Raw genomic sequence first — 23,804 nt, 5'->3', positions numbered from 1 at the left:
TGTAACGATCGCCCCTAATTATGACCGTGGAAGCTGACCAACTCCTTTCGGCTTATGACTATCATTTACCTGAAGAGCGTATTGCTCAGAATCCCGCCACTCCAAGGGATAGTGCGCGGCTGCTCGTGATTGAAAGTCAAACTCAGCACTGTCATCGGATTTTTCGGGAGCTAGATGAGATTCTGCGTCCTGGGGATTTGCTGGTGTTGAATAACACGCAGGTCATTCCGGCGCGACTGCACGGGCACAAAACGACGGGGACTGAAGTGGAGATTCTGCTGCTCGAAGAACATCAGCAAAATCAGTGGTTAGCATTGGTCAAACCTGGAAGGCGTTTGAAGCCTGGCAATCAAATTGTGTTTAAGCCGCATGGGGAGACCGAGGTTGAGTTGACGGCATCGATTTTAGCGAGTGATCCAGAGACACGCGGGCGGATTCTGCAATTTCAGGCTTCAGACGGCCGATCTCTGCTTGAAGTGATTGACCAGTTTGGCGAAGTGCCTCTACCCCCATATATCCACGAAACTGAAGCAGAACCCAATCGGTATCAAACTGTGTACGCCGATCGCAGGGGAGCGGTTGCCGCACCGACCGCAGGACTCCACTTCACGCCCGAACTTCTAGAACGTTTAGAGCAAAAGGGCATCGAAAAGACTTTTATTACGCTGCACGTTGGGGTAGGCACGTTTCGTCCGGTCGAAGTTGAAGATATCACGCAACATCAGATGCACGGAGAATGGATCGAGGTTTCTCCGAAAGCGGTGGAGAAGATTCGAGAAACGCAAGCGAGAGGGGGACGAGTGTTTGCGGTGGGGACAACTGTGGTGCGATCGCTCGAAGGGGCATCGCAGTCGGGTCAGATTGAACCTTACTGCGGCAAGACAAATTTATTTATCTATCCGGGCTATGAGTGGCGCACCGTTAACGGTTTGATTACAAATTTTCACTTACCAAAGTCCAGTTTATTGATGTTAGTCAGCGCCTTGATTGGACGTGAGCGGTTGTTAAAGCTGTACCAGGATGCGATCGAGAACGAATATCGCTTCTATTCTTTTGGTGATGCGATGCTAATTCTGCCGGAAGCGCGATTACATTAGGTTCATTGGATCGACATCGATCGTTAAACTCACCGTCGAGGGACAGTGCGATCGCAGTTCCATCACATCAGGAATGCGATCGTCAGTCAGCTTGAGTAAGATTTGCCATCGGTAGCGCTGAGCGATTCTGACAATGGTTGCGGGTGCAGGGCCTAAAACTTGATAATCTTCGTCGGATTTAAGTAAGAGGTCAGCGATCGTTTCTGCAGTGGACTGAACGGTGCTGGCATTGAGACCGCTAAATCGCAGCAACACCAAGCGTCCGTAAGGGGGATAGTTGAGCAGCGATCGTTGTTCGAGTTCGCTGGCGACAAAAGGTTCATACTGCTGGCGTTTGACCGCTTGGATCACCGGATTTTCGGGAGCATAGGTTTGTAGAATCACTCGTCCCGGTTCAGTGCCTCGTCCGGCGCGTCCTGCCACCTGTACCAAGGTTTGAAAGGCTCTTTCACTCGCTCGAAAGTCTGCCAAGTTGAGTAAACCATCGGCTGAGATGATTCCGACCAGGGTGACTTGAGGGAGATCAATCCCCTTGGTAAGCATTTGTGTTCCCACTAATAAATCTGCGTCACCGTGAGCAAATTGGCTTAACAATGCTCGATGCGCTCCTTTAGCACGAGTCGTATCACTGTCGAATCGAATTGTTTTTAAGTCAGGAAATAGCTTAGCGAGTTCTTGAACCACTCGTTGAGTGCCGCTTCCAAAGTTTTTGAAATACGATGAACCACAAGCGGGACAGCGCTCTGGTTGACTCTGAGTGTGATTACAGTAGTGGCATCTTAAAAGCGGTTGAGCATTTTCGTGAACATGATGATAGGAGAGCGAAACATCACAGTTCGGACAGTCCATCACATAGCCACAACTGCGACAAGACACAAAGGTACTGTGTCCGCGACGATGAATGAATAACAGTCCTTTTTGATTGTTTTCTTTGAGTTTCTTCAGTTTAAATTGCAACGATCGGCTCAAAATTGAGCTATTGCGATCGTGCAGTTCCCGCCGCATATCAATCACGTCAATCTGCGGTAAAGGTCGATCTAAGATGCGCTTCGGTAACGATAGATAAGTTGAAGATTGCGCCGTTAACCAAGACTCTAGCGAAGGCGTTGCAGATCCGAGAATCAAGGGACAATCTTCTAGTTCAGCACGCCATTGCGCCACAGATCGCGCATGATAACAAGGAGCAGGCTGATCCTGCTTAAAGCTTGAATCATGCTCCTCATCCAGCACAATTAATCCTAAATTGGGGAGCGGCGCGAAAATTGCTGATCGTGTCCCGATCGCAACTTGTGGCGAACCTGTGAGCATCTGTCTCCAAGTATCGAACCGTTCGCCATCAGAGAGCGCACTGTGATACACACAAACTTGATCGCCAAATCTCGCCCGAAAGCGATCGGTTAACTGTGGCGTTAATCCAATCTCAGGCACTAACACTAAGGCAGATTGACCGCGCTCTAGAATCGGGGCGATCGCTTGCAAGTAAACTTCAGTCTTTCCTGATCCGGTCACACCATGCAGCAAGATCTGTTCAAATCCCGTTACCGCTTGAATTCGCTCTAGTGCTTGAGCTTGATCCGGGGTGAGTGATTTAGCAGCATCATGATTAACTTGTGGACTGTGTTCACTCCGCAGAACTTCCCGACCTTGAAGAATCACACAGCCTTGCTCTTGCAGCCGCTTCACCGTCGCAGAAGTCGTGCGGCAATGCTGCAGCAAGTCAGTCAACCACATCTCACCTCCGTTGCGCTTCAGAACTTCTAAAATCTCGCGCTGACGTTCTCGCAACTCTGCCTGCATCGAAACCAGGATCACAGCTTGTCGCAGTTGCGGTCGAATCGTTGCAGGCGGCTCTAGATAGCTTTCGACATAATTGAGCTTCAGTAAGTCCTGAAGTCCCCGATGCGCCCCTTTGACCTGTCGCTGAATGAATTGCCAGGAATAGCCTTTAGTTTTACTCGCTTTTAGCAGCTTGAGAATTTGTTGCGCGGCAGGATTGAGAAAGACTTCATTCGTTTCGGGATTAATCAATCGAATGCGTCTTTGCGATCGCGCCAACAATCCCGGCGGTAAAGCCACTCGCACCACCTGCATCAGCGAAGTCTGATAATAACGTGCCACGCGATCGAGCAATGCCCAATACGATGCTGGGAAAAAGCCTGCACTCACAATCGAATCAACCGATCGAATCTGCTCTAACTTCGGCAGATCATTCAGTACCCGAACTGCAATTCCCCCTACTTGCTGTGCCCCAAACGGAACACTGAGAATGTCCCCAGGCTGCACCCGCAATCCAGACGGCACAGAATAGGTGAACACTCCCTGCGCCCCCGGACAATCCACTAATACCTCAACCCACATTGGCGCAGTCAAATACTCTGCCCTCGATTCCGCCACAGATTGCAACTCAGACATATCAGCAAATGAAGAGAAAAACTTAAGAAGTCCTGTAAGGAAGAAAAACTACGGTATGAAATTACCAAGAAATCGAAAGTAATGCAGTGCGGATGAACTATTGATTAATTTTAACGTGAGACTGAGTGTACCGGATCGATCGCCCTAATGGCTGAGGACTTGTCTAAAGATAGATTGAAACCTCTGGCTTTGGCTTTTCCAACCATTGGTAGAGATGAAAATCGGAACGGGTATGAGAGTCTGTTATAGCAACCGGACGGTTCGAGATCTTGTCTTATGGGCAAAATTTCTAACTCGATTCAAGTGCAATTCGCTACTCCAGCGAATCGGAAACGTGCCGAAGCTGAAAACGCATCTCCAGGATTCCTCCCGATTCAGAGACGGCGGTTCCGAGCAGACTTTCTATCCTGCTCATAAACTAAACGTTTCCAAAAAGTTTGTCACCAAACTTACAAATTCGTCATAGGTTCAGGAGGAATTCTAAGGCTACATGATTCAAATTTAATTAGAAAACATTCAAGATAAAACGACTCAATACTGGCTTAAATCTTCAGCCTAAATTGATCACTTAACTGGCAACTCTCTCATTAACTCGATCGCGTAAAACTACCTCAATATCACATCACTATGAACGAACAAAGCAACAGTTCTCACACAGAAGCCCTCTCTAGTGATTTGGACTTTGCAATGGACGTTGCTGAGTTAGATTCAGTGGACTCTTTGCAATTAGAAGCCGATTTCGCAGACAGCACTCCGATCGAAATTGAACCTGATTTACTCGAACTGACTTCGGTTGCCGCTGATTTAGAAGACTCAACCGATTCCGGTGAATCTGAAATTGATCAGATGGCATCGGCTCGATCGTCTGGATATAACAAAACCGTTGCGGATGATGCGGTTGGCGCATTCTTTAAAGAAATGGCGCGTTACCCGCTCCTTAAAGCCGATGAAGAAGTCGAATTAGCTCGGCGAGTACAGTATCTTGTAGAAGTGGATGAGGTACAACGTAAGCTTTATAGCGAATTAGGTCATATGCCCACCAAAGCCGAGTTGGCAGAACGTATGGGCTTGACCGAAAGGCAATTAGAACATCGATTACACCGCAGTCGTGTGGCAAAGCGGAAGATGATTCGATCGAATCTCCGCTTAGTCGTCTCGATTGCGAAACGATATCTCAATCGCGGTGTTCCATTCTTAGATTTAATTCAAGAAGGGGCTTTAGGATTAAATCGGGCAACCGAAAAGTTTGATCCCGACAAAGGCTATAAGTTTTCAACCTATGCGTACTGGTGGATTCGGCAGGGGATCACGCGAACGATCGCGAATGATGCTCGCACCATTCGCTTACCCATTCATATTGTTGAGAAGCTCAACAAACTGAAAAAAGCGCATCGCGAACTCAAACGCGAACTCGGACGCAATCCAACTGAAGCAGAAATGGCTCAATCGCTCGAATTAACCGTAGAGCAATTACAGCATCTCCAACAGGTTCGCCGTCAATCGCTTTCGTTAAATCACCGAGTCGGTAAAGGTGAAGATACAGAATTGATGGATTTGCTCGAAGATGGAGATACACAATCGCCAGAGTCCCAAATGAGCGAAACCATGTTGCGTCAAGAGATTTGGGATGTATTGGGCAATGTCCTGACCGAGCGTGAGAAAGACATTATCTCATTGCGCTATGGTCTGACCACCAGCAAGCCTTGTACGCTTGAAGAAGTGGGCGGAATGTTCAACCTATCGCGAGAACGGGTGCGCCAAATTCAAAGTAAAGCGATGCGGAAGTTGAGAAGACCGCAAATTGCAGAGCGGTTAAAGGGCTGGTTAGGCTAGTCAATCCCCGAAATATGAGTTATGAGTTTTGAGTTGCTGCAACTTGAAACTCATAATTTTATGTTTGAAATTCGTCCTGCGACTCCTGCTGATGTGCCTGAGATTTTCGCCTTGATTCAGGCACTCGCGGAATATGAAAAATTGTCCCATCAAGTTACGGGATCGATCGATCATCTCCACAATCACCTTTTTGGCGAAAAGCCTTACGTAGAGGCACTTGTCGCCATTGTTGAAAATAAAGCGATCGGCTTTGCACTATTTCTACACAACTATTCAACTTTTTTGACAAAGCCGGGAATATACCTAGAAGACCTCTTTGTTCGACCCGACTATCGAGGATGGGGGATCGGTAAAGCACTGCTAACAGAATTGGCTGGGATCGCAGTATCTCGCGGCTGTGGGCGTTTAGAGTGGAGCGTCTTGGACTGGAACGAAAGCGCGATCGGATTTTACAAACGCATGGGGGCAACGGTGCTTCCAGACTGGCGAATCTGTCGAGTGACGGGAGAAGCACTAACGCACATGGCAACAAGCTCCTCGTAAATATGGCAAAATTCTCTGTAGGGTCTTGGAGGACACAATTATGGCAATTTGGGTAAACGAACAAGTTGATCCATCGGGGCTGATGTATGCGTGTATCGCCTGCTGCAATGAATCTCAAGCGCAAGAATGCCACGAATCCTTTGAAGCAAATCTAACCGACAAACAAAAAGCAGAAGGTTGGGTTGCCCGGATGCGTCTCGTTAAATCTTGGGACGAAGTTCCGGTTAATTCGCTCAAGCTTGACTAAAAGATCCGGTTTTTGATTGCTCATACTTTAGGCTAGAAGCATCATCGTGAGTCAGAAGGTCTATGTACGTTTTAATTGGAGGCGCGGGTCTGATCGGTCTAAATCTGGCTCAGCGTCTCATTGCTCTGGGGCATACGGTTGCAGTGATTGATGTGAATCCTGCGGCTTGTCGGTATGCGCGGGAACAGTTAGGGGTGATGGCATTCGAGGGCAGTGCGGTAAGTACCGAAGTGCTGATCGAAGCTGGAATTCGTAAGGCGGATGCGATCGCGGCGGTGCTGCGGGATGATGCTTTGAATTTAGCAATGGTGACGCTGGCAAAGCATTATGGTGTGCCGATGATTATGGTCAGAATGCGGCACAAGGATTTTGCTGAGCCGTATCGATTTGCCGGGGCAACTCATGTGATCAATGCGATCGAGCTTGCGGTTTCGACAATGGTGAATTTGATCGAGTACCCGGAAGTGGAATCGATGATGCACTTTGAGCAGGGTCAGATTGAAGTGTTTAAGCTGTCGATTTCGCCGAATTGCAACGTAGTCGGTCGCAGTGTGGCAGAGGTGGCGCAAGATCCTCGATTTCCGCGTGGCTCTTTGATTATTGGCTATCAACCTCACTCCCAAATGGATCTGGAGATTCCCAACGGCAGCACGATTTTAGCACCAGATTCTACGGTGCTGATGGTGACCAAACCGGGATTTATGCACGAAGTGATTGATTTTATTCAGAAGTGCAGTTAGGTGCGAGTCCACTTTGCGTGTTCGCACCAAAGCCATTAAATCAAGTTTGAGGATTGCTGCCAGCGTCCGGTAAAGACAAAATCCTGAATCGGTTTGCGCGATCGTGGAGCCGATAGTCTTTGCTGCAATCGCTCCGATAACTGATGAGGATCACCGAGATACCCTAGCGCGATCGCATCAACAGGTTCATATCCTTGAGGAATGCCATACAGTTCTTTTGCTTTGGCAACATCAAAGCCCGCCATTTGGTGAACATGAAGACCTAACGCGGTCGCTTGAGCGGCTAGATTTGCTTCTGCTGCTCCCACATCATGAAAGGCATGACGATTTTCATTGCCATTCTTTTCAAAATTGAGCTTAGCCACTGAAATCATCAGTATCGGAGCGCTCTTTGCCCATTCCTGATTTCCTTCTGCTAAACAGCCAAGCAATCGATCGAACTCCTCTGGGTTGTCTTTCGCTGCAACAATAAAACTCCAGGGTTGCTCATTGAAGGAAGAGGCTGCCCATCGCGCCGCTTCGAGAACACTAGCAAGCTTTTCCGGTTCAACAGGACGATCGGAAAAAGCAAGCGGACTCCAGCGATTTTTGAGAATGGATTCGATCGGGTACTCGGTAGGGACAACCTTATCGACTAATGGATCAGAACTAACTGCCATAGCACTTTACTTGAAGAAACGATCGCTTAATCGTGATCGAAGCACTTCTCAATGCCCTCACTCTTTAGACGGGAACGCATCTAGCGTAGATCCCTACATCGCGCATCGGATCACCTCACTGAGCCGTTTAGACGGCAACGCTAAACTAGAGTTGAAGAGTATAAGACCTGTCCTTTGACTTCATCACTTCAGCATTCCACCGCATCAAGCGACGATATTACTCGGCTTCTCAACATTCAACAGATTTATTTTGAACCTGCGGTTCTCGACTATCCCCGCGCTCACGAGATCTTTGCACAGTATCCCGATGCCGATCGCACAGAAGTTGAGTCTCACTGGCAAATTCCAGACCTTCACGGGAATGAAGATTCTGTAGGAGAGTGGAATCGGATTAAGCGATCGGTCTTAGTTCTCGGTGTGAAGAAGTCGCTTTCTGCTCGTCCGAATTGTCGTAGCTCTGATTTTGTCGCACCTTCTCACGCCAATGGTTGCGCGATGGCTTGCGCGTATTGTGTTGCTTCTGGCACCCTGATCTCTACTCCTCAAGGTCAAGTACCTGTCGAGCAAATTCAGGATGGAGATGTCGTATTTGCTTACGATAGTTCTTCGGGACAGCTTGTAGAAGCCGCCGTTTCTGGAACAGCTCAACGGGACGTTGACGAAGTGCTTGAAATTCAGGTTGGTCAGCAAGTGCTTCGTGTAACGGCTGAACATCCGATAATGACTCGTAGAGGATGGGTAAAAGCTGGAGATCTAACTGAAGACGATGAAGTTCTGTGTGATGATGCCCACACAGCGTAATGCCATTGTTCAGATCTAAGGCGTATTGTGGAAATAGGGCGACAGGGATGACGTGATGGGCTTGTAGAATTTTGGTTTCTCCGCAGCATCGGCAAGCCCGATCGCGCTCAAGAATGTTTCTAGTCCATGCTTTTCCTTTGCGTCGATGTCTAAACGTTTGGTTAACGCTGCCATTAACATAGTTTGGGTTGCCTTGTGCAAGGTAGCGTTCTGCAATGATTTTAGCTTGCGATTTTCTTCCTTCCCCTGCTTTTGAGCAGGTTGGACAATATCCTTTACGATTCTCATGCGCTTTGGATAGTTGACCGCAAATCCGACAATTTTTCAGCTTGCTGTGCAGATTTGGAAGCGATTTATCAATAGCAAATAGGATGCCTTCATACTGCCGAATTGTTCGTGTATCTTTTCCTAGATACTGACTGGCTTGACGGTAGGAGTAAAAAGACTTGAAGGGCTTTTCAAGTATTGCCGTATGCGCCTGTTCGCACTGATTACAGCAGAACAACTGCTCGGTCGTATTTCATCCGCACCATAAGCAGTTTTGTTTAATTCCTCTTCCCATCGTTTTATCCAACTTATGCCGAGTTATCAGAAAGTTTCAAGCATTAAGCGCATCAGCCAGCCTACGACTGTCCATAATTTTCATGTTCCCAAATATGAGTCCTTTGTTGCAAACGACGTTGTGACACATAATTGCTATGTGGCTCGGCGCAAGGGCTTTGCGAATCCGATTACAACCTTTGTGAACATCGATCGCATTCAGCAATATCTCAAACGCCACAGTATCAAGCAAGGCATGAAGCTAGAGCCGAATCAGGTTGATCCACAGTATTGGGTGTATGAGATTGGTGAGAATAGCGACTGTTCGGTCGATGCTGCCGTTTGCGATAATGTTAAGGATTTGATTGCATTGTTCCGCACGCTGCCGAATGCTAAGGCAACCTTTGCCACGAAGCGAGTGAATCGTGAATTATTGAATTACGACCCGCAAGGCAAGACCCGGATTCGCTTTAGTTTGATGCCACAGGCGAAAGCACAGATTGTAGATATTCGCACATCCCCGATCGCTGATCGCATTGCTACCATCAATGACTTTGTGGATGCAGGCTATGAGGTGCATGTGAACTTTGCTCCTGTGATTTACGACGATCATTGGCTTGAAGACTATTCTGAGCTATTTGAGCAATTAGATAATGTGCTGAGCGATCGAGCCAAAGCACAGCTTCAAGCTGAGATTATCTTCCTCACGCACAATGACAAGCTGCACGAAGTGAATCTCGGTTGGCATCCGCAGGGAGAAGCACTTCTATGGCGACCAGACATTCAGGAGACTAAATATTCTCAGACAGGCGGTAAGAATGTGCGGTATCGACGCGGCTTCAAAGGAACATTGATCGAAGGTTTGACCGAGTTATTGAGCGATCGTCTGCCTTACTGCAAGATTCGCTACGCTTTCTAGTTCATCGAATCGAGAAAGCATTGCTTCTTCGTTCTTTACTGGAGGTGTACCAATAGGAAGGCGTAAGAGCTTGCGTAACTTTTCTATCATCAAGCATAGTGATTCAGCCTAGAACGGAGCCAGCAATGGATAAGCAAGAACTACTAGAGCGTTATGCCGCAGGAGAAAGAGATTTCAGCGTGGCAGATTTGCGAGAAGCATCACTAGAAGGCATTGATCTGCATGAAAGCATACTGCATGGTGCCATCTTGGATGGAGCAAACTTGCGTGGAGCAAACCTAAGCCGAACAGATCTCAGCGGAGCTGCACTGAACTATGCAGACTTAAGTGGAGCGGATTTAACAGGTGCAGATCTACGCGATGCCATGCTCAATCACGCGAATTTAGAAGGCGCAAATCTAGAAGCCGCTATCTTAGAAGAAGCAGATCTGATTGCAGCAAGTTTGATCAAAGCAGATCTAGAAGATGCGGATTTAAGTGATGCAGATTTGAGTGAAGCGAATTTACAATCAGCAGACTTAAGCCGCGCTGAATTGGATTCTGTCAACTTTCAGGCCGCAAATCTGAGCAATGCAGAACTCGATCACACTGATCTGACAGATGCAAATTTTGCCAATGCTGACTTAACAGATGCTCTGTTGGAAGGAGCTAACTTGCAAGGAACACAGCTTGAAGAACAACAGACATAAAGTTACTGATTTGATCGTGATGCTTCCATCACGATCAAACCAATCCTTTTAAGCAGCGGTGAAGAACCAGCTTATCTCTCTTGTAATGGGTTGCTTCCATTGCCTTCTGCGTAAAACAGTTTGGAGCATACTAAAGCTGTGTTTCTTTGAACAGCAGATTATCGTTCAAGCAGCAGATCTATACATAGCTTGATATCGCTGCATAACGATCGCTCTTCTCCATCTGAGGGCGGGGCGTTGTTCTACCAAAATGAGGAATTGGCCGAGGTCTTAGGCGTTCAGGCTGACTAGGAGAAACCCGTCCACTATTTGTAATCTTTGTGCGCTGTTGAAAATCAGTTGAAAACTTTTCACGGCAATGGCTACAGTACCAATATTTCTCTTGATGTTGGATATGTAAAAGCAATGTATGTGAGCAGATAAAGCAATGATTTGAAGCGTCCATAATGAGATAAATCGCCCTAATTGCCGGTGCTATTCATAGCATAGGACGTTAGAATTTCCTGACAAATCGCTCTTTAGGTATAGGCAGTATTAAGAAATTATTAAGTTGTTGGCGTGGATAAGAATTCCTGTCTACGACAAGAAAAACAAGGTACTCAGGCACGATCGACCGCGTTTGGCAGGGTAACAGCTTCAAACCAATGCTCCACAAATAGTTGGACTGTTCGCTTAAATTTAACGGTATCGATCGGCTTAATTAGGTAAGCGTTTGCGCCAAGACTGTAGCACCCTCGAATATCTTTAGGATTATTGGAGGTAGATAGTATCACCACAGGAATCATCTTTAGAATCTCATCTTGCTTTAACCGCGCTAAGATATCTCGTCCATCCATACCCGGCAGGTTCAGATCCAGCAGAATCAGCGAGGGCGGAAAAGCAGACAGGGGAAACAGTGTTTCCCGTGAGTCTCTAGAAAAGAGAAAAGTTAACGCTTCGTCTCCCTCGGAACAGCGTTGAATCTGACAGGCGATCGAAGTTTGGCGAATTGTTCGTTGCAGTGCTTCAAAATCTTCATCACTATCTTCCACAACTAACAGGATGGCACTCTGTTCTCCCATTGGCTAACACTCGCTTTAGATTCAAAGGCTGATATTGTTTAGTAGACTAAAATTAGATTATATGACCTGATCTAAAAGATTTCATGAATTGCATCTACCCGAAGACGGATTTTCAGGCAAACATATCGCTGAGAAGCAGCCTAATGACTAGAATTAGCTCGGCTGTAGATAAGAGAACTCGGTAGAATACAAAGGACGTTCTGCCCCCGATCCTCAATGCAATTGCCCGCTCATCGTGTTAGTTCTGCGTCCCAATCAAGTGAGCGGCAACCGAATCAAGCTGAAAACATTGCCCCTGAAGAAATCAATCTCACAAACTGCGATCGTGAACTAATTCATATTCCCGGCAAAATTCAGCCGCACGGTGTGTTGTTAGTTTTGAGTGAGCCGGACTTAACGATCGTACAAGTCAGCAACAGTACGTCTTTATTGAAGCGATCTCCAGAAGAATTACTGAATCAGCCTTTAAGTTGCTTACTCGATTCCAAGCAGATTCAATTCATTTCAGACTGCTTGAACGAAGATTTTGAGAGCGTGAATCCGCTGCATCTGTTAATTACAACTCCACAAGAAACTCTTGCTTTTGATGGCATCATTCATCGCAGGGCAGAATTGCTAATTTTGGAGCTAGAACCCTCGCGCAGTGAAAAAAGAGCCGACTTTTTCGGGTTTTATCATCTCGTCAAAGGCACGATTCACAAGCTGCAAAATGCTCATAGCTTGAGTGAAATGTGCAATTTGATCGTCAAGGAAGTGCGGCGATTGACCGACTTCGATCGTGTGATGGTCTATCGGTTTAATGAGGAGGGCGCAGGACAAGTCGTTGCTGAAGACAAACGCGATGCGCTTACCCCTTATCTAGGATTGCACTATCCTCCTAGTGATATCCCCAAGCAAGCCAAGCAGCTTTATACGCTTAACGGGTTGCGAATCATTCCAGATGTTAGTTATCAGCCCGCAGCATTGATTCCAACTATCAATCCGATCACCCATCAAGTGACAGATTTGAGTCTATCTGTGTTGAGGAGTGTTTCACCTCTGCATATCGAATATTTGCAGAACATGAGCGTTGGTGCTTCGATGTCCATCTCGCTGATCAAGAACAAAAAACTATGGGGATTGATTGCCTGTCATCATGCCTCGGCGAACTATCTCACCTATGAAGTGCGGACTGCCTGTGAGTTTTTGGGGCAAGTGATGTCGCTAGAACTGATAGCGAAAGAAGAAAATGAAGACTTGGATTACAAAATGAAGCTCAAGGAGATTCAGTCGAACTTTGTCGAAGTCATTCCGCAGCATAAGAATATGCTGGATGGTTTGGTGAGCAATGAATCGAATCTTTTAGAACTCGTTAATGCTCAGGGTGTAGTGATTTGCTGGAATGAGCAATTTTATTCGATCGGTCAGACTCCCTCCTCAGATCAGCTCAGAGATTTGTTGACCTGGATAGAAACGCAGTTTGAAAGCAATGTATTTTCCACAGCAGCACTCTCTAAAGTCTATCCAGCCGCTGAAGCCTTTCGAGACATTGCTTCAGGACTGTTAGCATTAGCCATTTCTCGCGTCAATCGCAACTACATCTTATGGTTTCGATCTGAAGTGGTGCAAACCGTAAACTGGGGCGGAAACCCTAATAAACCCGTGGAAATCTCCGAGAGTGGAGAAGTGCGCTTGTCTCCGCGTCAGTCTTTTGCGCTATGGCAGGAAACGGTGCGCGGTCAGTCTTTGCCCTGGAAATCCTGCGAAATTGAAGCGGTATTAGACCTCAGAAGCGCGATCGTCGGCATTGTTCTACGCCAAGCAGATGAACTTGCCCAAATTAACATTGAGCTAGAGCGCAGCAACAGTGAACTCGACTCGTTTGCTTACATTGCCTCACACGACTTAAAAGAGCCACTCCGGGGAATTCACAACTATTCCAGCTTTCTGATCGAAGACTATGGAGATGTTTTGAATGAAGATGGAGTCTCAAAGCTGCACACACTGGTCAGATTGACGCAGCGAATGGAAGATTTAATCAATTCCTTGCTGCATTTCTCGCGTCTGGGGCGAGTTGGGCTTGAACTGAAGCAAACGGACTTAAACGAACTGGTACATACAGTTCTAGATGTGCTGCGGATTAGTTTAGAGCAAACTGATGTTGATATTCGGATTCCTCGATCGTTGCCAATAGTCCTGTGCGATCAGGTTCAGATGGGGGAAGTGTTTACGAACTTGATCAGCAATGCGATTAAATACAACGATCGCGCTCAGAAATGGGTTGAAATTGGCTTTTTAGATCCGGTGAGATCGTTGCAGAAACGGTATGTAGACGACGAAGCACCAGAAATGGTGACAACTTTCTATATCAAAGATAATGGCATTGGCATTCCAGAACATCATCTTGATAGCATTTTCCGCATCTTCAAGCGGCTTCATGGCCCAAACAAGTATGGAGGTGGAACAGGGGCAGGACTGACGATCGCGAAAAAGATTGTAGAGCGGCATGAGGGTAAAATTTGGGTCGAGTCGATCAGCGGCGAAGGGAGTATCTTCTACTTCACACTGCCGCATCAGCCTAGTTCTAATTAATTTTTGCATTGGGGCTGGTATAGTCAGCATTAACCTGATAGATGAATGAATGAGCGATGCCAACCTTTGAAGTATTTCCGGTTACGTCTGCGACTGAACAGGAAATGTTCATCAATGTTCCCTGGGTCGTCTACGCAAATGATCCCAATTGGGTGCCACCCTTGCGGAGCGATGTGCAGAAGAAGTTTCAGCCAGAGAATCCATTTTTTCAATACGGCAAGCTGAAGCAGTTTATTGCCATCTCACGCGGAACGGCGATCGGTCGAATTGTGGCAGCCGTGAATGATCGATTGATTGAGCGTGAAGGCAAGCCGATCGGGATTTTTGGGTTCTTTGAATGTGTTGAGGATATCCAAGTCGCAGCCGCCCTGTTTGAAGCGGCAGAAAACTGGCTACGATCGCTAGATATTACAGAAGTTCGTGGTCCGATCGACCTTTCAACGCATAATAACTGTCTCTTTTTGGTCGATGGCTTCGATTCTCCTCCGATGGTAATGATGCCTTACAATCCGTCCTATTATCCAACTTTTATTGAGCAGTTAGGTTGGGCAAAGGCAAAAGATGCGTATGCTTACGATTTTCCATTAGATAAACCGCTTTCGCCTGAATTTGAAAAAGGCTACAGAATTGCTTGTAAATCCGGCGTGACATTTCGACCTTTGCACACAAAAGGCGAAGGATTTGAGCAAGATTGTATTAATCTATATCACTTGTTTAATCAGGCATTTTCAAGTAATTGGAGTTCAACTCCTCGCACCCTTGAAGAATTTTTAGAAGAAGCGCGATCGCTGCAAGATTTAGTCGATCCGGATGTGTTTCCGGTTGCAGAATACAACGGAGAAATGATCGGGTTCTGGATGGGATTGCCTGACTACAATATTCCGCTTAAATTTGTGAATGGTCGGCTCAATTGGGTCGGAATTCTGAAGTTCTTGTGGTACCGTCGCCGGATTGATCAGGGTCGCGTGATTGCGATATGTTCACTTCCAGAATTTCAAAGAAAATTGGTTCCATTGGGATTAATTTACTTGGGATTACAAGGCGGATTAAAAAAGGGAAAACCTTATAAACGGGCTGAGCTTTCCTGGGTTTACGAAGACAATTCTCGATCGCGCAAATTGATTGAAGCGGCGGGCGGTAAAATCTACAAAACCTATCGAATGTACGAAAAATCCCTATGAAAGCTTTAGTGACTGGAGCAAATGGATTTACCGGATCGCATCTGGTTAAGGCACTTTTGCATCGAGGCGATTCTGTAATCGGTTTCGTGCGGCGATCGAGCAATCTGTCTCGTTTATCCGGTTGCGAGATTCAATATGCTTACGGTGATATTACCGATCGCGCTGCTCTGAGCGAGGCGATGCAAAATGTCGATGTTGTATTTCATACGGCTGCCTATGTTGAGCTTGGAATTGTTGATGCTGCAGAAATGGAGCGCGTTAATGTTAAAGGCACCCGCGCCGTTTTGGAAGCAGCAAAAGCAGTTAATCTACCTAAATTGATTTATTGCAGCACGATCGGGATTTTTGGCGATACGCAAGGTAAAGTGATTGACGAAACCTTTCAGCGCACTCAAAAAGACTTTTCTTCCGCTTACGATCGCACAAAATACCAAGCGCAGCAATTAGTCGATCAAACCCAAGAATTATCGATCGTCAGCGTCCTGCCTTCTGGAATTTTCGGCAGCGATGATCCACACTTTAAGCCTGTTCTGAACGCCTTTCTAAATGGGCGGCTCAAAGTTTGGGCAGGCGGCGGACGAGTGACAGGAATTGTTCACGTTGATGATCTCGCTGAAGCCATGATTCTTGCGGTCGATCGCGGCAAATCTGGCGACTATTACATCATTTCTGCAGGCGACTTGACCACTAGAGAAATGTTTGAAATCTTCAGCCAAGAAACTGGAATTTCTGTTCCCCGCGAAGCTCCAGAATCGATCGTGCGTCTCGTCGCCAGCGTTCTCGATCCAATCGGCAGAGTCGCCCGTTGGCAACCGCCGATCGACAACGAGCGAGTTCATTATGTTTACGATCGCTGTGTACGCGTCGATGGCTCCAAAGCAAGACGCGAACTCGGATGGAACCCGCGATCGCCCGAAGCCACCCTAAAGTCACTGATCAAGGCTTAGCTTCGGAGAGCGCCTGCTCTACTTTTTTCATTTCGTCGGTCTTGCCTTGCTCCTCAAACAGCATCTTGGCGCGGCGAAACGCCTCGATCGCATCCTGGGTGAAATTCCGCGCTCTCAAAGCAAGCCCCATTTGATAATGCGCTGCTGCGTTATTCGGTTCGAGCTTAATCACCTCGCGAAACGCCATCACCGATCGCATCGTTTCGTTGTTTGCCAGCGCCGCTTCTGCCAGCGCAAACTGCGCTTCGGCTGACTCTCGATCTAAATTCACCGACCGCTGAAATGCGCTTAAAGCGGCGGTATTATTGCCTTTCTCGCGTAGAATCTTGCCAATTTGCAGGTGCAGCTTAGAATTACTTGGATCAATTCGCACCGCTTGATTAAACGCATTCAGCGCCGCTTGTGAGTTGCCTTGATCTAGCAGCGCAATGCCCATTGCAACATGAGAACTCGTCCGCCTTGGATTTAACCGTGTCGCTGCTTGCAGCGCAGTCATCCCCTGCGTTGTTCGTCCCAGTTGCAGCAGCATTAAGCCGATCGATTCCTGCGCCTCGGCGCTGCGGCGATCGAGTCTTGCGGCTTGCTGATACGCTGACAACGCCTGAGAAAACTGTCCCTGACGAGAAAGAACCGTTCCCAACCCCAAAAACGCATTCACGTTGCGCCTGTCTAATTGGGTCGCTTGACGGTAAGCCTCTTCGGCTTCGCTGTCGTTGCCCAGATTTGCCAGGCTGAATCCCAACGCATAGAAAAAATCGGCATTGGTCGATTCCAGCGCCACCGCTTGACGATAAGCTTCCGCCGCTTCTTGAAATCGCCCTTCCTGAGCAAAGGCAAACCCCATTCCAGAGAAAATCCGAGCGTTGCGATTGTCGATCGCCGATGCCCGCTGAAACGCTGCTAGTGCTCCTGACCAATTCCGCGCCTCAACAAACTCGCGTCCCTGTTCTAGCAATTTATCTAACTCATCTGATTGAGCGTAAGCCACTTGAGGCATCGCAACCGACACCAGAATTCCAGCAGCAACGAGCGATCGACGGAGGTGAGATATTGTAGCCATAGTGATCAACAATTACAGAAACTCCAGTTTGAGCGAGATGAAACGATGCTAATGACAACCACCGATACAATACAAGATGTTGCGATCGAATCATACCTCGGTGTCGTTACGGCCGAAGTGGTCTACGGAACGAACGCCCTCAAAGATTTCTTTGCCGGCATCCGTGACATCGTTGGTGGACGTACCGCAGGATATGAGCGCGTCTTTGAACAAGGACAGCAAAACGCCCTCGCAGAACTCCAAAAACGGGCACAAAGTCTAGGCGCAAATGCCGTTGTGGGAATCGAAGTGAATACTGGCACAATCCAACTTGATCAATCCGGCGTTCTTCTTTTAATTACTGCGGTTGGAACTGCTGTGAAAATTCGTTGATTCGGCTCACGTTCACAAACTGAATTCGATCGTGATCCCCAATGATTTCTCTCTAACGGGGTATCTGTATGGTCTCACTCCCGGTAGAGTGATTTTATTTCTGCAAACCTTATAGTGATGCCAAGAGTAATTTCTTTGCAAATAACTATCTTGTTAGGGGAGACAATTCACAATGGCATATACTAATCGTCCTGTCGCTGAAGCGGCTGTTATCCCGGTTGCGGGCGACTATCATGACCGCGTTCGTTGGGGCCCGATTATCTCCGGTTTGATGGTTGCACTGGTGTCTCAGTTAATTCTGAGCGCGCTGGGTGCAGCAATTGGCGCAACCTCGATCGCAAACTCCGGTGCGCCCCGGACGGAGGCAGGCGGAGTCGGAACCGCAGTCGGAATTTGGGCAACGATCAGCTTGTTGATTTCGCTGTTTATCGGTAGCTGGGTGATGGCACGCGCTTGTGGTCCGATGAACCGCAGCACCGCATTGCTCAACGGTGCAATTCTTTGGGCAACCACTTTGGCACTGAGCGCTTACCTGTTGGCAAGTGGTGTTACGGGTGCATTTGGTTTGGCGGTTTCGAGCGCAGCAAACGCAGCAGGTGCCGCTCTGCCGCAAACGGGTGTTCCGAATGTTGATCCGAACGCTGCAAGACCGAACATTTCTGCTCAAGATGCTCGTAACATTGCAGGCAACACTGCAACCGCAGGCTGGTCGTTCGTGATTGGTTCGTTGCTCGGTTTGGCGGCATCTTTGGCTGGTGCAGCAGTAGGAACCCGCAAGCCCCGCGCAACCACCGCTTACGTTGAGCCGAATCGCGGCATGTAAGATTTGGGTTTGATCGATCGCTCTAATAACCCCTCACTTTGATTGAGGGGTTTTTTAATTTAAAAAACAAAAGGGATGTTGCTTGAACATCCCTAGAATATAAAACGGGCTAGGAGGGATTCGAACCCCCGACACCGTGGTCCGTAGCCACGTGCTCTAGTCCACTGAGCTACAAGCCCTTATCGGCACTTATTCAATATACAACGATCTGACGCAAATGACAAAACAATCTGAAAAATTGATCGAACTTTCTCATCTCGATGCCACAGGACAAGCACAAATGGTAGATGTCTCGGCAAAAGCGGCAACGGTGAGACAAGCGACTGCGATCGCGCATGTTCGGATGAAACCAGAGACCATGCAGGCGATCGAGTCCGGAGATACACCGAAAGGAGACGTGCTGGGAACCGCGCGAATTGCCGGGATTATGGCGGCAAAACAAACGGCAAATTTAATCCCGCTGTGCCATCCCTTGCCGATTCAAAAAGTGGAGGTCAAGATCACAGCCCAACCAGAGCGACCGGGGTTTGAGATTCAAGCGACGGTGAAGATCAAGGCAGAAACCGGGGTGGAGATGGAAGCGCTGACGGCAGCTTCGATCGCGGCGTTGACTTTGTATGACATGGCAAAAGCGATCGAGAAGTCGATTACGATCGAGCAAATTTATCTTCTCAGCAAGACCGGAGGCAAGTCCGGCGATTACTTCCGAGCAGAGAGTTTATAATGCAATAAAAAAGCGCGGCTTTCGTCGCGCTAAATTTGAGATTTTACAAAACAATGAATTATCTCAGGTAGCTTGCTTCTGCTTCCAGCATCCGCAGCAACGCTTGATCACCCCGCGCTTTAGCTGCATCCATGCGGCGTTGCAGGTTTCTTTGTAGGTTTTCGCGATGGACTCTCGCAACTTCTGCTGAATGCAGGCGATTTCTGTTCATAATTGGAATTTCCTAGAGGTTAGCTTTGCTTATCACCATTATTTAATTTTAGCATCGGTCATTTCAAACGGTAGCTTATGCTACTAAAAATTCATACTTTCGACGGACAAATGTTAATCACGCTGCTGACTGACTTCGGACTAAATGATGTCTATGTGGGAGTAATGAAGGGAACGATCGCACAAATCAATCTCCAGATTCAGACGATCGATCTAACACATCAAGTTCCGCCACAGGACATTGCAACCGCGCGATTTCACCTGATGAATGCTTATCCTTATTTTCCAAGTGGAACGGTTCATCTTGCCGTCGTTGATCCCGGAGTCGGGAGTCAGCGGCGATCGATTGCGGTTCGACTCAAATCTGGGTTTGTGGTCGCACCAGATAACGGGTTGATTAGCGGTGTTTTGAGCGATGCGATCACGGCGGTTGAACTGAGCAATTCGCAGTATTGGCGATCACTAACTCCGAGCACTACGTTTCACGGACGCGATATTTTTGCGCCGGCTGCGGCACATTTGGCGAGTGGAGTTCCCTTACAGGAGCTAGGCACTGCGATCGATTTAAGTTCGATCGTGCAGTTACCGACTCCGGATGTGATTGAAACGGAAGCAGGATTGCTCGGCGTGATTCAAGCGATCGATCATTTCGGCAATCTCATTACCAACATTCCAGGAGAGCGAGTGCGCGATCGTCCTTGGAGAATTCGCATCAATGAGGCAATCTTTTCAGGAAAGACGACTTATGCTGATGCTGCGATCGGCGAGGTTATTGGATTGATTGGCAGTCATCGTTGGGTTGAGATTGCGATGAATCGCGGCAATGCTCAGAATTATTTGAAGTTAGCGGTTGGAGACACGATCGTGGTGCTCTCTAGCTGAAACCAATTTTCAATCAGTTTCGATCTTCTCTAGCAAAAGAAGTCTGTGAGCCTCGATAAAATAAAGTTATCTCGCAAAAGGAGCGATGCTGTATGACGCAAATCCAAGCCCAGAAAACGCTCTATCAGCAGGATTTAGTCGCTTGGTTAGACGATACGGTAATCAAGCTGAAACAACGACAGTTTGAAGACATCGACATCGTCAGCTTGATTGAGGAGATTGAAGGCTTGGCAGGGCGCGATCGACGGGAGCTAAAAAACCGTCTGGAAGTATTACTCAATCATCTCCTCAAACGCCTCTATGTTTATTCTCCCGATGACTATCGGGGTTGGGAATTAACCATTCGCGAACAGCGAAAGCAACTGAAACTCTTATTGGAACAATCGCCAAGCTTGCGAAAATATTTAATTGCAGCATTTCCTGACGCTTGGAATTCGGCTCTATTAGACCTGCGAGAAGACTACTCGAAAACTCAATTTCCTGATGAGTGGCAATATAAGAGCGAAATCGATGTTCTTCTGCATGATAAGTTCTGGGACAGTCATGACTGATTGAATTTGCGATCGTAGTCGCTCGCAGAAGCGTCAGGGTTGTCCGATCGTTCTCACCAGCGGCTCAAACACAGGCACCAAATCCGCTCGACTCACGACTAAAGTGGGAAACGATCGCATACTGTAATCCTTGCCGACTTCTAGTGGAAAAATCGGAGACGATTCCAAGGGATGCCAAACCGCGCCTGCTGCTTGTACGATCGCCCAAACTGCGGCAATATCCCAAATCTTTGGCGTTGCTTCTACGCCGCCCATCGTCGCCCCTGCCGCGACTGTAAGTAAGTTATAGGTCGCAACTCCTAGCATCCGAATCTTTGCCGGAAATGGATTTTTCAGCACTGAGGTACTGCGGGCACATAGATTAAAAAAGTGATTGCGGGTGAGAGCTTCTTGGCTTGCGTGAATTGGTTTGTCATTGAGAAATGCCCCCGACGGTAAATCTAGCCCCGATTCGCCGCACCAATATCCATGAAACGATTGATTCAACGGCGGCAGATGCACATAGCCGAAGACTGGGGTGCCTTGATAGAGAAGCGAGATCGAAATCCCCCAGAGCGGTAAGCCCCGCGCAAAATTCGTCGTTCCATCTAGCGGATCGATAATCCAGCACCACTCACGATCGGGAAAACAATGCTCCGCTTCTTCACTTAAAACACCGTGATCGGGAAACTTTTGCGAGATTGCCGCCCGAATTTGCTCATCTGCCCAGCGATCGGACTGTGTAACAAGGCTTCCGTCTGCTTTTTCCGCCGCCTGCACCTGTCCAAAATCTTTCAGCAGTTGCGCCCCAACTTTATGAGTAATCGTTTCTGAAAAGGTTTTGATTTCTAAAAAATTCATGCTCCTGCCTCTAAAATTTGCGCTGCTGCTAATTGCAGGTTTGGAAACGTGGGGGAAACGAGACGATCGTTGTTTCTAAATTCTTTCGGTTGATAGCGATCGTTCTGTAGCGATAGCACAAGTGCCACAGCTCGATTGGGGTCAATCAGCCAATACTCAGGAATTCCTCGCGCCGCGTACTCCCTGGGCTTCTCAATGTAATCGCGGTTATAGTTGTCGCTTCCAGGCTCCCCTGGCGAAACGACTTCGATCACAAGCAAAGGTGCAGGCATTGTAGCCGACAGAAATAACTGAGCAGTTTGATTCATGGCATCACGCGATGCTTCGGAATGAATCATTAAATCTGGATCGCGTGCAGTCACTCTCGACGAACTCACTGCAATCAAATGTTTGATGCCAATTCGGGATACTGGAATTCCGAGCTGTAGAAAGTATCCGATCAAGAAAACGGCGATCGCGGTATTAATTGGCTTTTCTGCGCCCATCTCTACCAGCACCCCATCAACCAATTCGTAGCGGGTGTCAGTTCCATCATCGTAATCAAGATACTCTTCGATCGTCTGAAATCGGGGTTTTGCTTGAGTCATTAATCCAACTCACCTTGCAAAATCGTTGAAATTGCGGCTTTTGTATTATTGCGGAACGCTTTGACATCGACGCGGCTCAGCAATCCGACTGCAACGAGCATCCCGATCGCTTGTAATCCGAATACCACCGCATACGATAGCGTCAAATTCGAGAAAATCGCTTTGCCCACATCTAAAGCGCCACCGCCGAAAATCGTTGCTAATGCTCTCGCCAACGCTTGTGCTAATCCCCATGCCCCGATAAACGTTCCTGCGGTTTCAACCGCCGTTAGATCGAGCATTAAGCTAATCGCGCCCGTGGTTGTGACGCCCGATGCCAAACCAAACAGGAATAATCCACTTTGTAAAAGTTTGGGGTTCGCGGTAAAGCCTGTGAAGATGATAAAGATCATGCAGGCTGCAACGAGAACACAGCCGAGTTTGGCGGTTCTAGTTTTTCCGAGGCGAGGCACGATCGCAAATCCGGCGCTACTAATTCCAATCAAGGTGCCCATGCCCCAAAAGGCGTTTAGGCGAGTCGTTTCTGCAACCGACATTCCAAACACTTGTCCGCCGTAAGACTCCATCACCGCATCCTGCATAAACAAGCTAATCGTCATGAATAGCAAGAAGGTGAAGAATAATCCCGTTTGCGGTGAAGCCGTTAACACTCGAATCGCTCGGCTTAAGGTAATTTGATCCTCGCGATCGAAGGTCGTCCGTGTACTAAACCGCGAATACTTCTTTTCAACTCCAAGCGTTGCTAACACACACAGCCCACAGACAATACTTGGAATGATTACAAACACGCGATCGACCGCCGGACGCAACGCGGCTAAATTCGCAGTTCCTTCGGCTGGTAACAATCGAGAGGTGACGATCGCCCCGATCACAATTCCCACCATCAGCATCGACCAAACAATTCCGACCAATTTCGATCGTTCTTCTTCTTCGCTCACATCGACCAATAGCGCCGCAAACGGAGTCGATCCCGCGCTCAAAGTCAACCCATACAGCGCAAAGACCAGCCCTAATACGCCGATCCAAAGCTGTGTTTGTAGACTCCATCCAACCGTCTGCAAACTCGCGCCCACTTGCCACATCACCTGAACTGCCAGAAACGCAGTCAGCGAAAACAGCACCGACGCGATCCACACATAGCCCGTCCGGTGATAGCCTGCGATCGGTTTTGCGTCCGACATCTGCCCAAACCACAATCGAGCGGGAGCCATAAACTGATGCACCGCGATCGCGCCTGCTGCGATCGTTGCCGGAATTGCCAATTCTTTAATCATGATGCGATTTAGCACACCAAGCGTTAACACCGACATCATGCCCAACCCCATCTGATACAGACCGAGTTGGAACATCGTCAAAAGCTTGATTCTGGGCGGTTGCGTGATCATAGTTTGGAACTCAGAATAGCGGTTTGGGGTTTCTGTGGCGATCGTAAACGAAGTAAAGGTAGGGAGAATCGAGCAATTGCGAATTCAGATCGACCAATAAAAAGCGATCGCGCAGTGCTGCACGATCGCA

The 23,804-nt window shown here is 47.8% G+C and carries 25 protein-coding genes and 1 tRNA gene; 16 read left to right on the top strand and 10 right to left on the bottom strand.

The genetic code is table 11. The features are described from left to right. The first annotated feature begins 20 nt into the window (after positions 1-20). The gene (queA, locus tag H6F51_20405) at positions 21-1,097 is read left to right on the top strand and encodes a tRNA preQ1(34) S-adenosylmethionine ribosyltransferase-isomerase QueA (GenBank protein ID MBD1824834.1); all 1,077 of its coding nucleotides are present in this window, start codon (positions 21-23) and stop codon (positions 1,095-1,097) included. On the opposite strand, the gene priA is transcribed toward queA, so the two are convergent. Then, a complete protein-coding gene (gene priA, locus H6F51_20400; GenBank protein MBD1824833.1) occupies positions 1,089-3,509 on the bottom strand; it encodes a primosomal protein N' in 2,421 nt (806 codons plus the stop codon). The genes queA and priA overlap by 9 nt on opposite strands. A gap of 687 nt (positions 3,510-4,196) precedes the next feature. Here priA and H6F51_20395 point away from each other — a divergent pair. The 4 genes from H6F51_20395 (at position 4,197) to H6F51_20380 (ending at position 6,872) form a co-directional block, all read left to right on the top strand. After that, positions 4,197-5,342, top strand: a complete 1,146-nt coding sequence (locus H6F51_20395; GenBank protein MBD1824832.1) for an RpoD/SigA family RNA polymerase sigma factor — start codon at positions 4,197-4,199, stop codon at positions 5,340-5,342. A 60-nt stretch (positions 5,343-5,402) separates the two neighbouring features. After that, positions 5,403-5,885 (top strand): GNAT family N-acetyltransferase, encoded by a 483-nt coding sequence (locus H6F51_20390; protein MBD1824831.1) that lies wholly within the window; start codon positions 5,403-5,405, stop codon positions 5,883-5,885. A 40-nt stretch (positions 5,886-5,925) separates the two neighbouring features. After that, positions 5,926-6,132, top strand: coding sequence for a glycogen debranching protein (locus H6F51_20385; GenBank protein MBD1824830.1), 207 nt, complete (start codon positions 5,926-5,928; stop codon positions 6,130-6,132). 62 nt (positions 6,133-6,194) lie between these two features. Continuing rightward, positions 6,195-6,872, top strand: a complete 678-nt coding sequence (locus H6F51_20380; GenBank protein MBD1824829.1) for a TrkA family potassium uptake protein — start codon at positions 6,195-6,197, stop codon at positions 6,870-6,872. Between the two features lie 35 nt (positions 6,873-6,907). Here the strand turns inward: H6F51_20380 and H6F51_20375 are convergent, their stop codons facing one another. Beyond that, positions 6,908-7,531: a nitroreductase family protein gene (locus H6F51_20375; GenBank protein MBD1824828.1), complete on the bottom strand. Its 624-nt coding sequence runs from the start codon at positions 7,529-7,531 to the stop codon at positions 6,908-6,910. A gap of 174 nt (positions 7,532-7,705) precedes the next feature. On the opposite strand from H6F51_20375, the gene H6F51_20370 reads away from it, so the two are divergent. Further along, positions 7,706-8,332, top strand: coding sequence for a Hint domain-containing protein (locus tag H6F51_20370; GenBank protein MBD1824827.1), 627 nt, complete (start codon positions 7,706-7,708; stop codon positions 8,330-8,332). A gap of 15 nt (positions 8,333-8,347) precedes the next feature. Here H6F51_20370 and H6F51_20365 read toward each other — a convergent pair whose 3' ends face one another. Beyond that, positions 8,348-8,620 carry a hypothetical protein gene (locus tag H6F51_20365; GenBank protein ID MBD1824826.1) on the bottom strand — a complete coding sequence of 91 codons (273 nt, stop codon included), beginning with the start codon at positions 8,618-8,620 and terminating at the stop codon, positions 8,348-8,350. A gap of 289 nt (positions 8,621-8,909) precedes the next feature. On the opposite strand from H6F51_20365, the gene H6F51_20360 reads away from it, so the two are divergent. Further along, positions 8,910-9,791, top strand: a complete 882-nt coding sequence (locus H6F51_20360) for a spore photoproduct lyase family protein (protein MBD1824825.1) — start codon at positions 8,910-8,912, stop codon at positions 9,789-9,791. Between the two features lie 125 nt (positions 9,792-9,916). Next, a complete protein-coding gene (locus H6F51_20355; protein ID MBD1824824.1) occupies positions 9,917-10,480 on the top strand; it encodes a pentapeptide repeat-containing protein in 564 nt (187 codons plus the stop codon). A 599-nt stretch (positions 10,481-11,079) separates the two neighbouring features. On the opposite strand, the gene H6F51_20350 is transcribed toward H6F51_20355, so the two are convergent. After that, a complete protein-coding gene (locus H6F51_20350; GenBank protein MBD1824823.1) occupies positions 11,080-11,541 on the bottom strand; it encodes a response regulator in 462 nt (153 codons plus the stop codon). A gap of 216 nt (positions 11,542-11,757) precedes the next feature. Here H6F51_20350 and H6F51_20345 point away from each other — a divergent pair, with 216 nt between their 5' ends. From H6F51_20345 to H6F51_20335, 3 genes are read left to right on the top strand one after another with little or no spacing between them, the layout of a single operon-like run. Continuing rightward, positions 11,758-14,112, top strand: coding sequence for a GAF domain-containing protein (locus tag H6F51_20345; GenBank protein MBD1824822.1), 2,355 nt, complete (start codon positions 11,758-11,760; stop codon positions 14,110-14,112). 56 nt (positions 14,113-14,168) lie between these two features. Continuing rightward, a complete protein-coding gene (locus tag H6F51_20340; GenBank protein MBD1824821.1) occupies positions 14,169-15,293 on the top strand; it encodes a hypothetical protein in 1,125 nt (374 codons plus the stop codon). Then, positions 15,290-16,240: an NAD-dependent epimerase/dehydratase family protein gene (locus H6F51_20335; GenBank protein MBD1824820.1), complete on the top strand. Its 951-nt coding sequence runs from the start codon at positions 15,290-15,292 to the stop codon at positions 16,238-16,240. Before H6F51_20340 ends, H6F51_20335 begins: the two co-directional genes overlap by 4 nt. Here the strand turns inward: H6F51_20335 and H6F51_20330 are convergent. Next, positions 16,230-17,300, bottom strand: a complete 1,071-nt coding sequence (locus H6F51_20330; GenBank protein MBD1824819.1) for a tetratricopeptide repeat protein — start codon at positions 17,298-17,300, stop codon at positions 16,230-16,232. The genes H6F51_20335 and H6F51_20330 overlap by 11 nt on opposite strands. Positions 17,301-17,345: 45 nt before the next feature. On the opposite strand from H6F51_20330, the gene H6F51_20325 reads away from it, so the two are divergent. Both H6F51_20325 and H6F51_20320 read left to right on the top strand, forming a co-directional pair. Continuing rightward, positions 17,346-17,672, top strand: a complete 327-nt coding sequence (locus H6F51_20325) for a YbjQ family protein (protein ID MBD1824818.1) — start codon at positions 17,346-17,348, stop codon at positions 17,670-17,672. Positions 17,673-17,844: 172 nt separating this feature from the next. After that, the gene (locus tag H6F51_20320; protein MBD1824817.1) at positions 17,845-18,495 is read left to right on the top strand and encodes a hypothetical protein; all 651 of its coding nucleotides are present in this window, start codon (positions 17,845-17,847) and stop codon (positions 18,493-18,495) included. A 105-nt stretch (positions 18,496-18,600) separates the two neighbouring features. Here H6F51_20320 and H6F51_20315 read toward each other — a convergent pair. Beyond that, a tRNA-Arg gene (locus H6F51_20315) sits at positions 18,601-18,674 on the bottom strand. Positions 18,675-18,733: 59 nt separating this feature from the next. On the opposite strand from H6F51_20315, the gene moaC reads away from it, so the two are divergent. Then, complete coding sequence (gene moaC, locus H6F51_20310) at positions 18,734-19,219, top strand: cyclic pyranopterin monophosphate synthase MoaC (protein ID MBD1824816.1); 486 nt, start codon at positions 18,734-18,736, stop codon at positions 19,217-19,219. A 58-nt stretch (positions 19,220-19,277) separates the two neighbouring features. On the opposite strand, the gene H6F51_20305 is transcribed toward moaC, so the two are convergent. Further along, entirely contained in the window at positions 19,278-19,430 is a 153-nt protein-coding gene (locus H6F51_20305; GenBank protein ID MBD1824815.1) for a hypothetical protein, read from the bottom strand. A gap of 110 nt (positions 19,431-19,540) precedes the next feature. On the opposite strand from H6F51_20305, the gene H6F51_20300 reads away from it, so the two are divergent. Together H6F51_20300 and H6F51_20295 are read left to right on the top strand one after the other, a co-directional pair. Next, positions 19,541-20,311, top strand: a complete 771-nt coding sequence (locus H6F51_20300) for an SAM-dependent chlorinase/fluorinase (protein ID MBD1824814.1) — start codon at positions 19,541-19,543, stop codon at positions 20,309-20,311. A 92-nt stretch (positions 20,312-20,403) separates the two neighbouring features. Continuing rightward, complete coding sequence (locus H6F51_20295; GenBank protein ID MBD1824813.1) at positions 20,404-20,862, top strand: DUF29 domain-containing protein; 459 nt, start codon at positions 20,404-20,406, stop codon at positions 20,860-20,862. A 33-nt stretch (positions 20,863-20,895) separates the two neighbouring features. Here the strand turns inward: H6F51_20295 and H6F51_20290 are convergent, their stop codons facing one another. From H6F51_20290 to H6F51_20280, 3 genes are read right to left on the bottom strand one after another with little or no spacing between them, the layout of a single operon-like run. After that, a complete protein-coding gene (locus H6F51_20290; GenBank protein MBD1824812.1) occupies positions 20,896-21,702 on the bottom strand; it encodes an inositol monophosphatase in 807 nt (268 codons plus the stop codon). After that, positions 21,699-22,289 carry a Uma2 family endonuclease gene (locus tag H6F51_20285; protein MBD1824811.1) on the bottom strand — a complete coding sequence of 197 codons (591 nt, stop codon included), beginning with the start codon at positions 22,287-22,289 and terminating at the stop codon, positions 21,699-21,701. The genes H6F51_20290 and H6F51_20285 overlap by 4 nt, the downstream gene beginning before the upstream one ends. Then, positions 22,289-23,674: a BCD family MFS transporter gene (locus tag H6F51_20280; protein ID MBD1824810.1), complete on the bottom strand. Its 1,386-nt coding sequence runs from the start codon at positions 23,672-23,674 to the stop codon at positions 22,289-22,291. Before H6F51_20280 ends, H6F51_20285 begins: the two co-directional genes overlap by 1 nt. Positions 23,675-23,804: the final 130 nt, after the last annotated feature.

The organism is Cyanobacteria bacterium FACHB-DQ100 (genome assembly GCA_014695195.1).
GTDB lineage: Bacteria > Cyanobacteriota > Cyanobacteriia > Leptolyngbyales > Leptolyngbyaceae > Leptolyngbya.
This window is presented reverse-complemented; position numbering and strand designations above follow the sequence as displayed.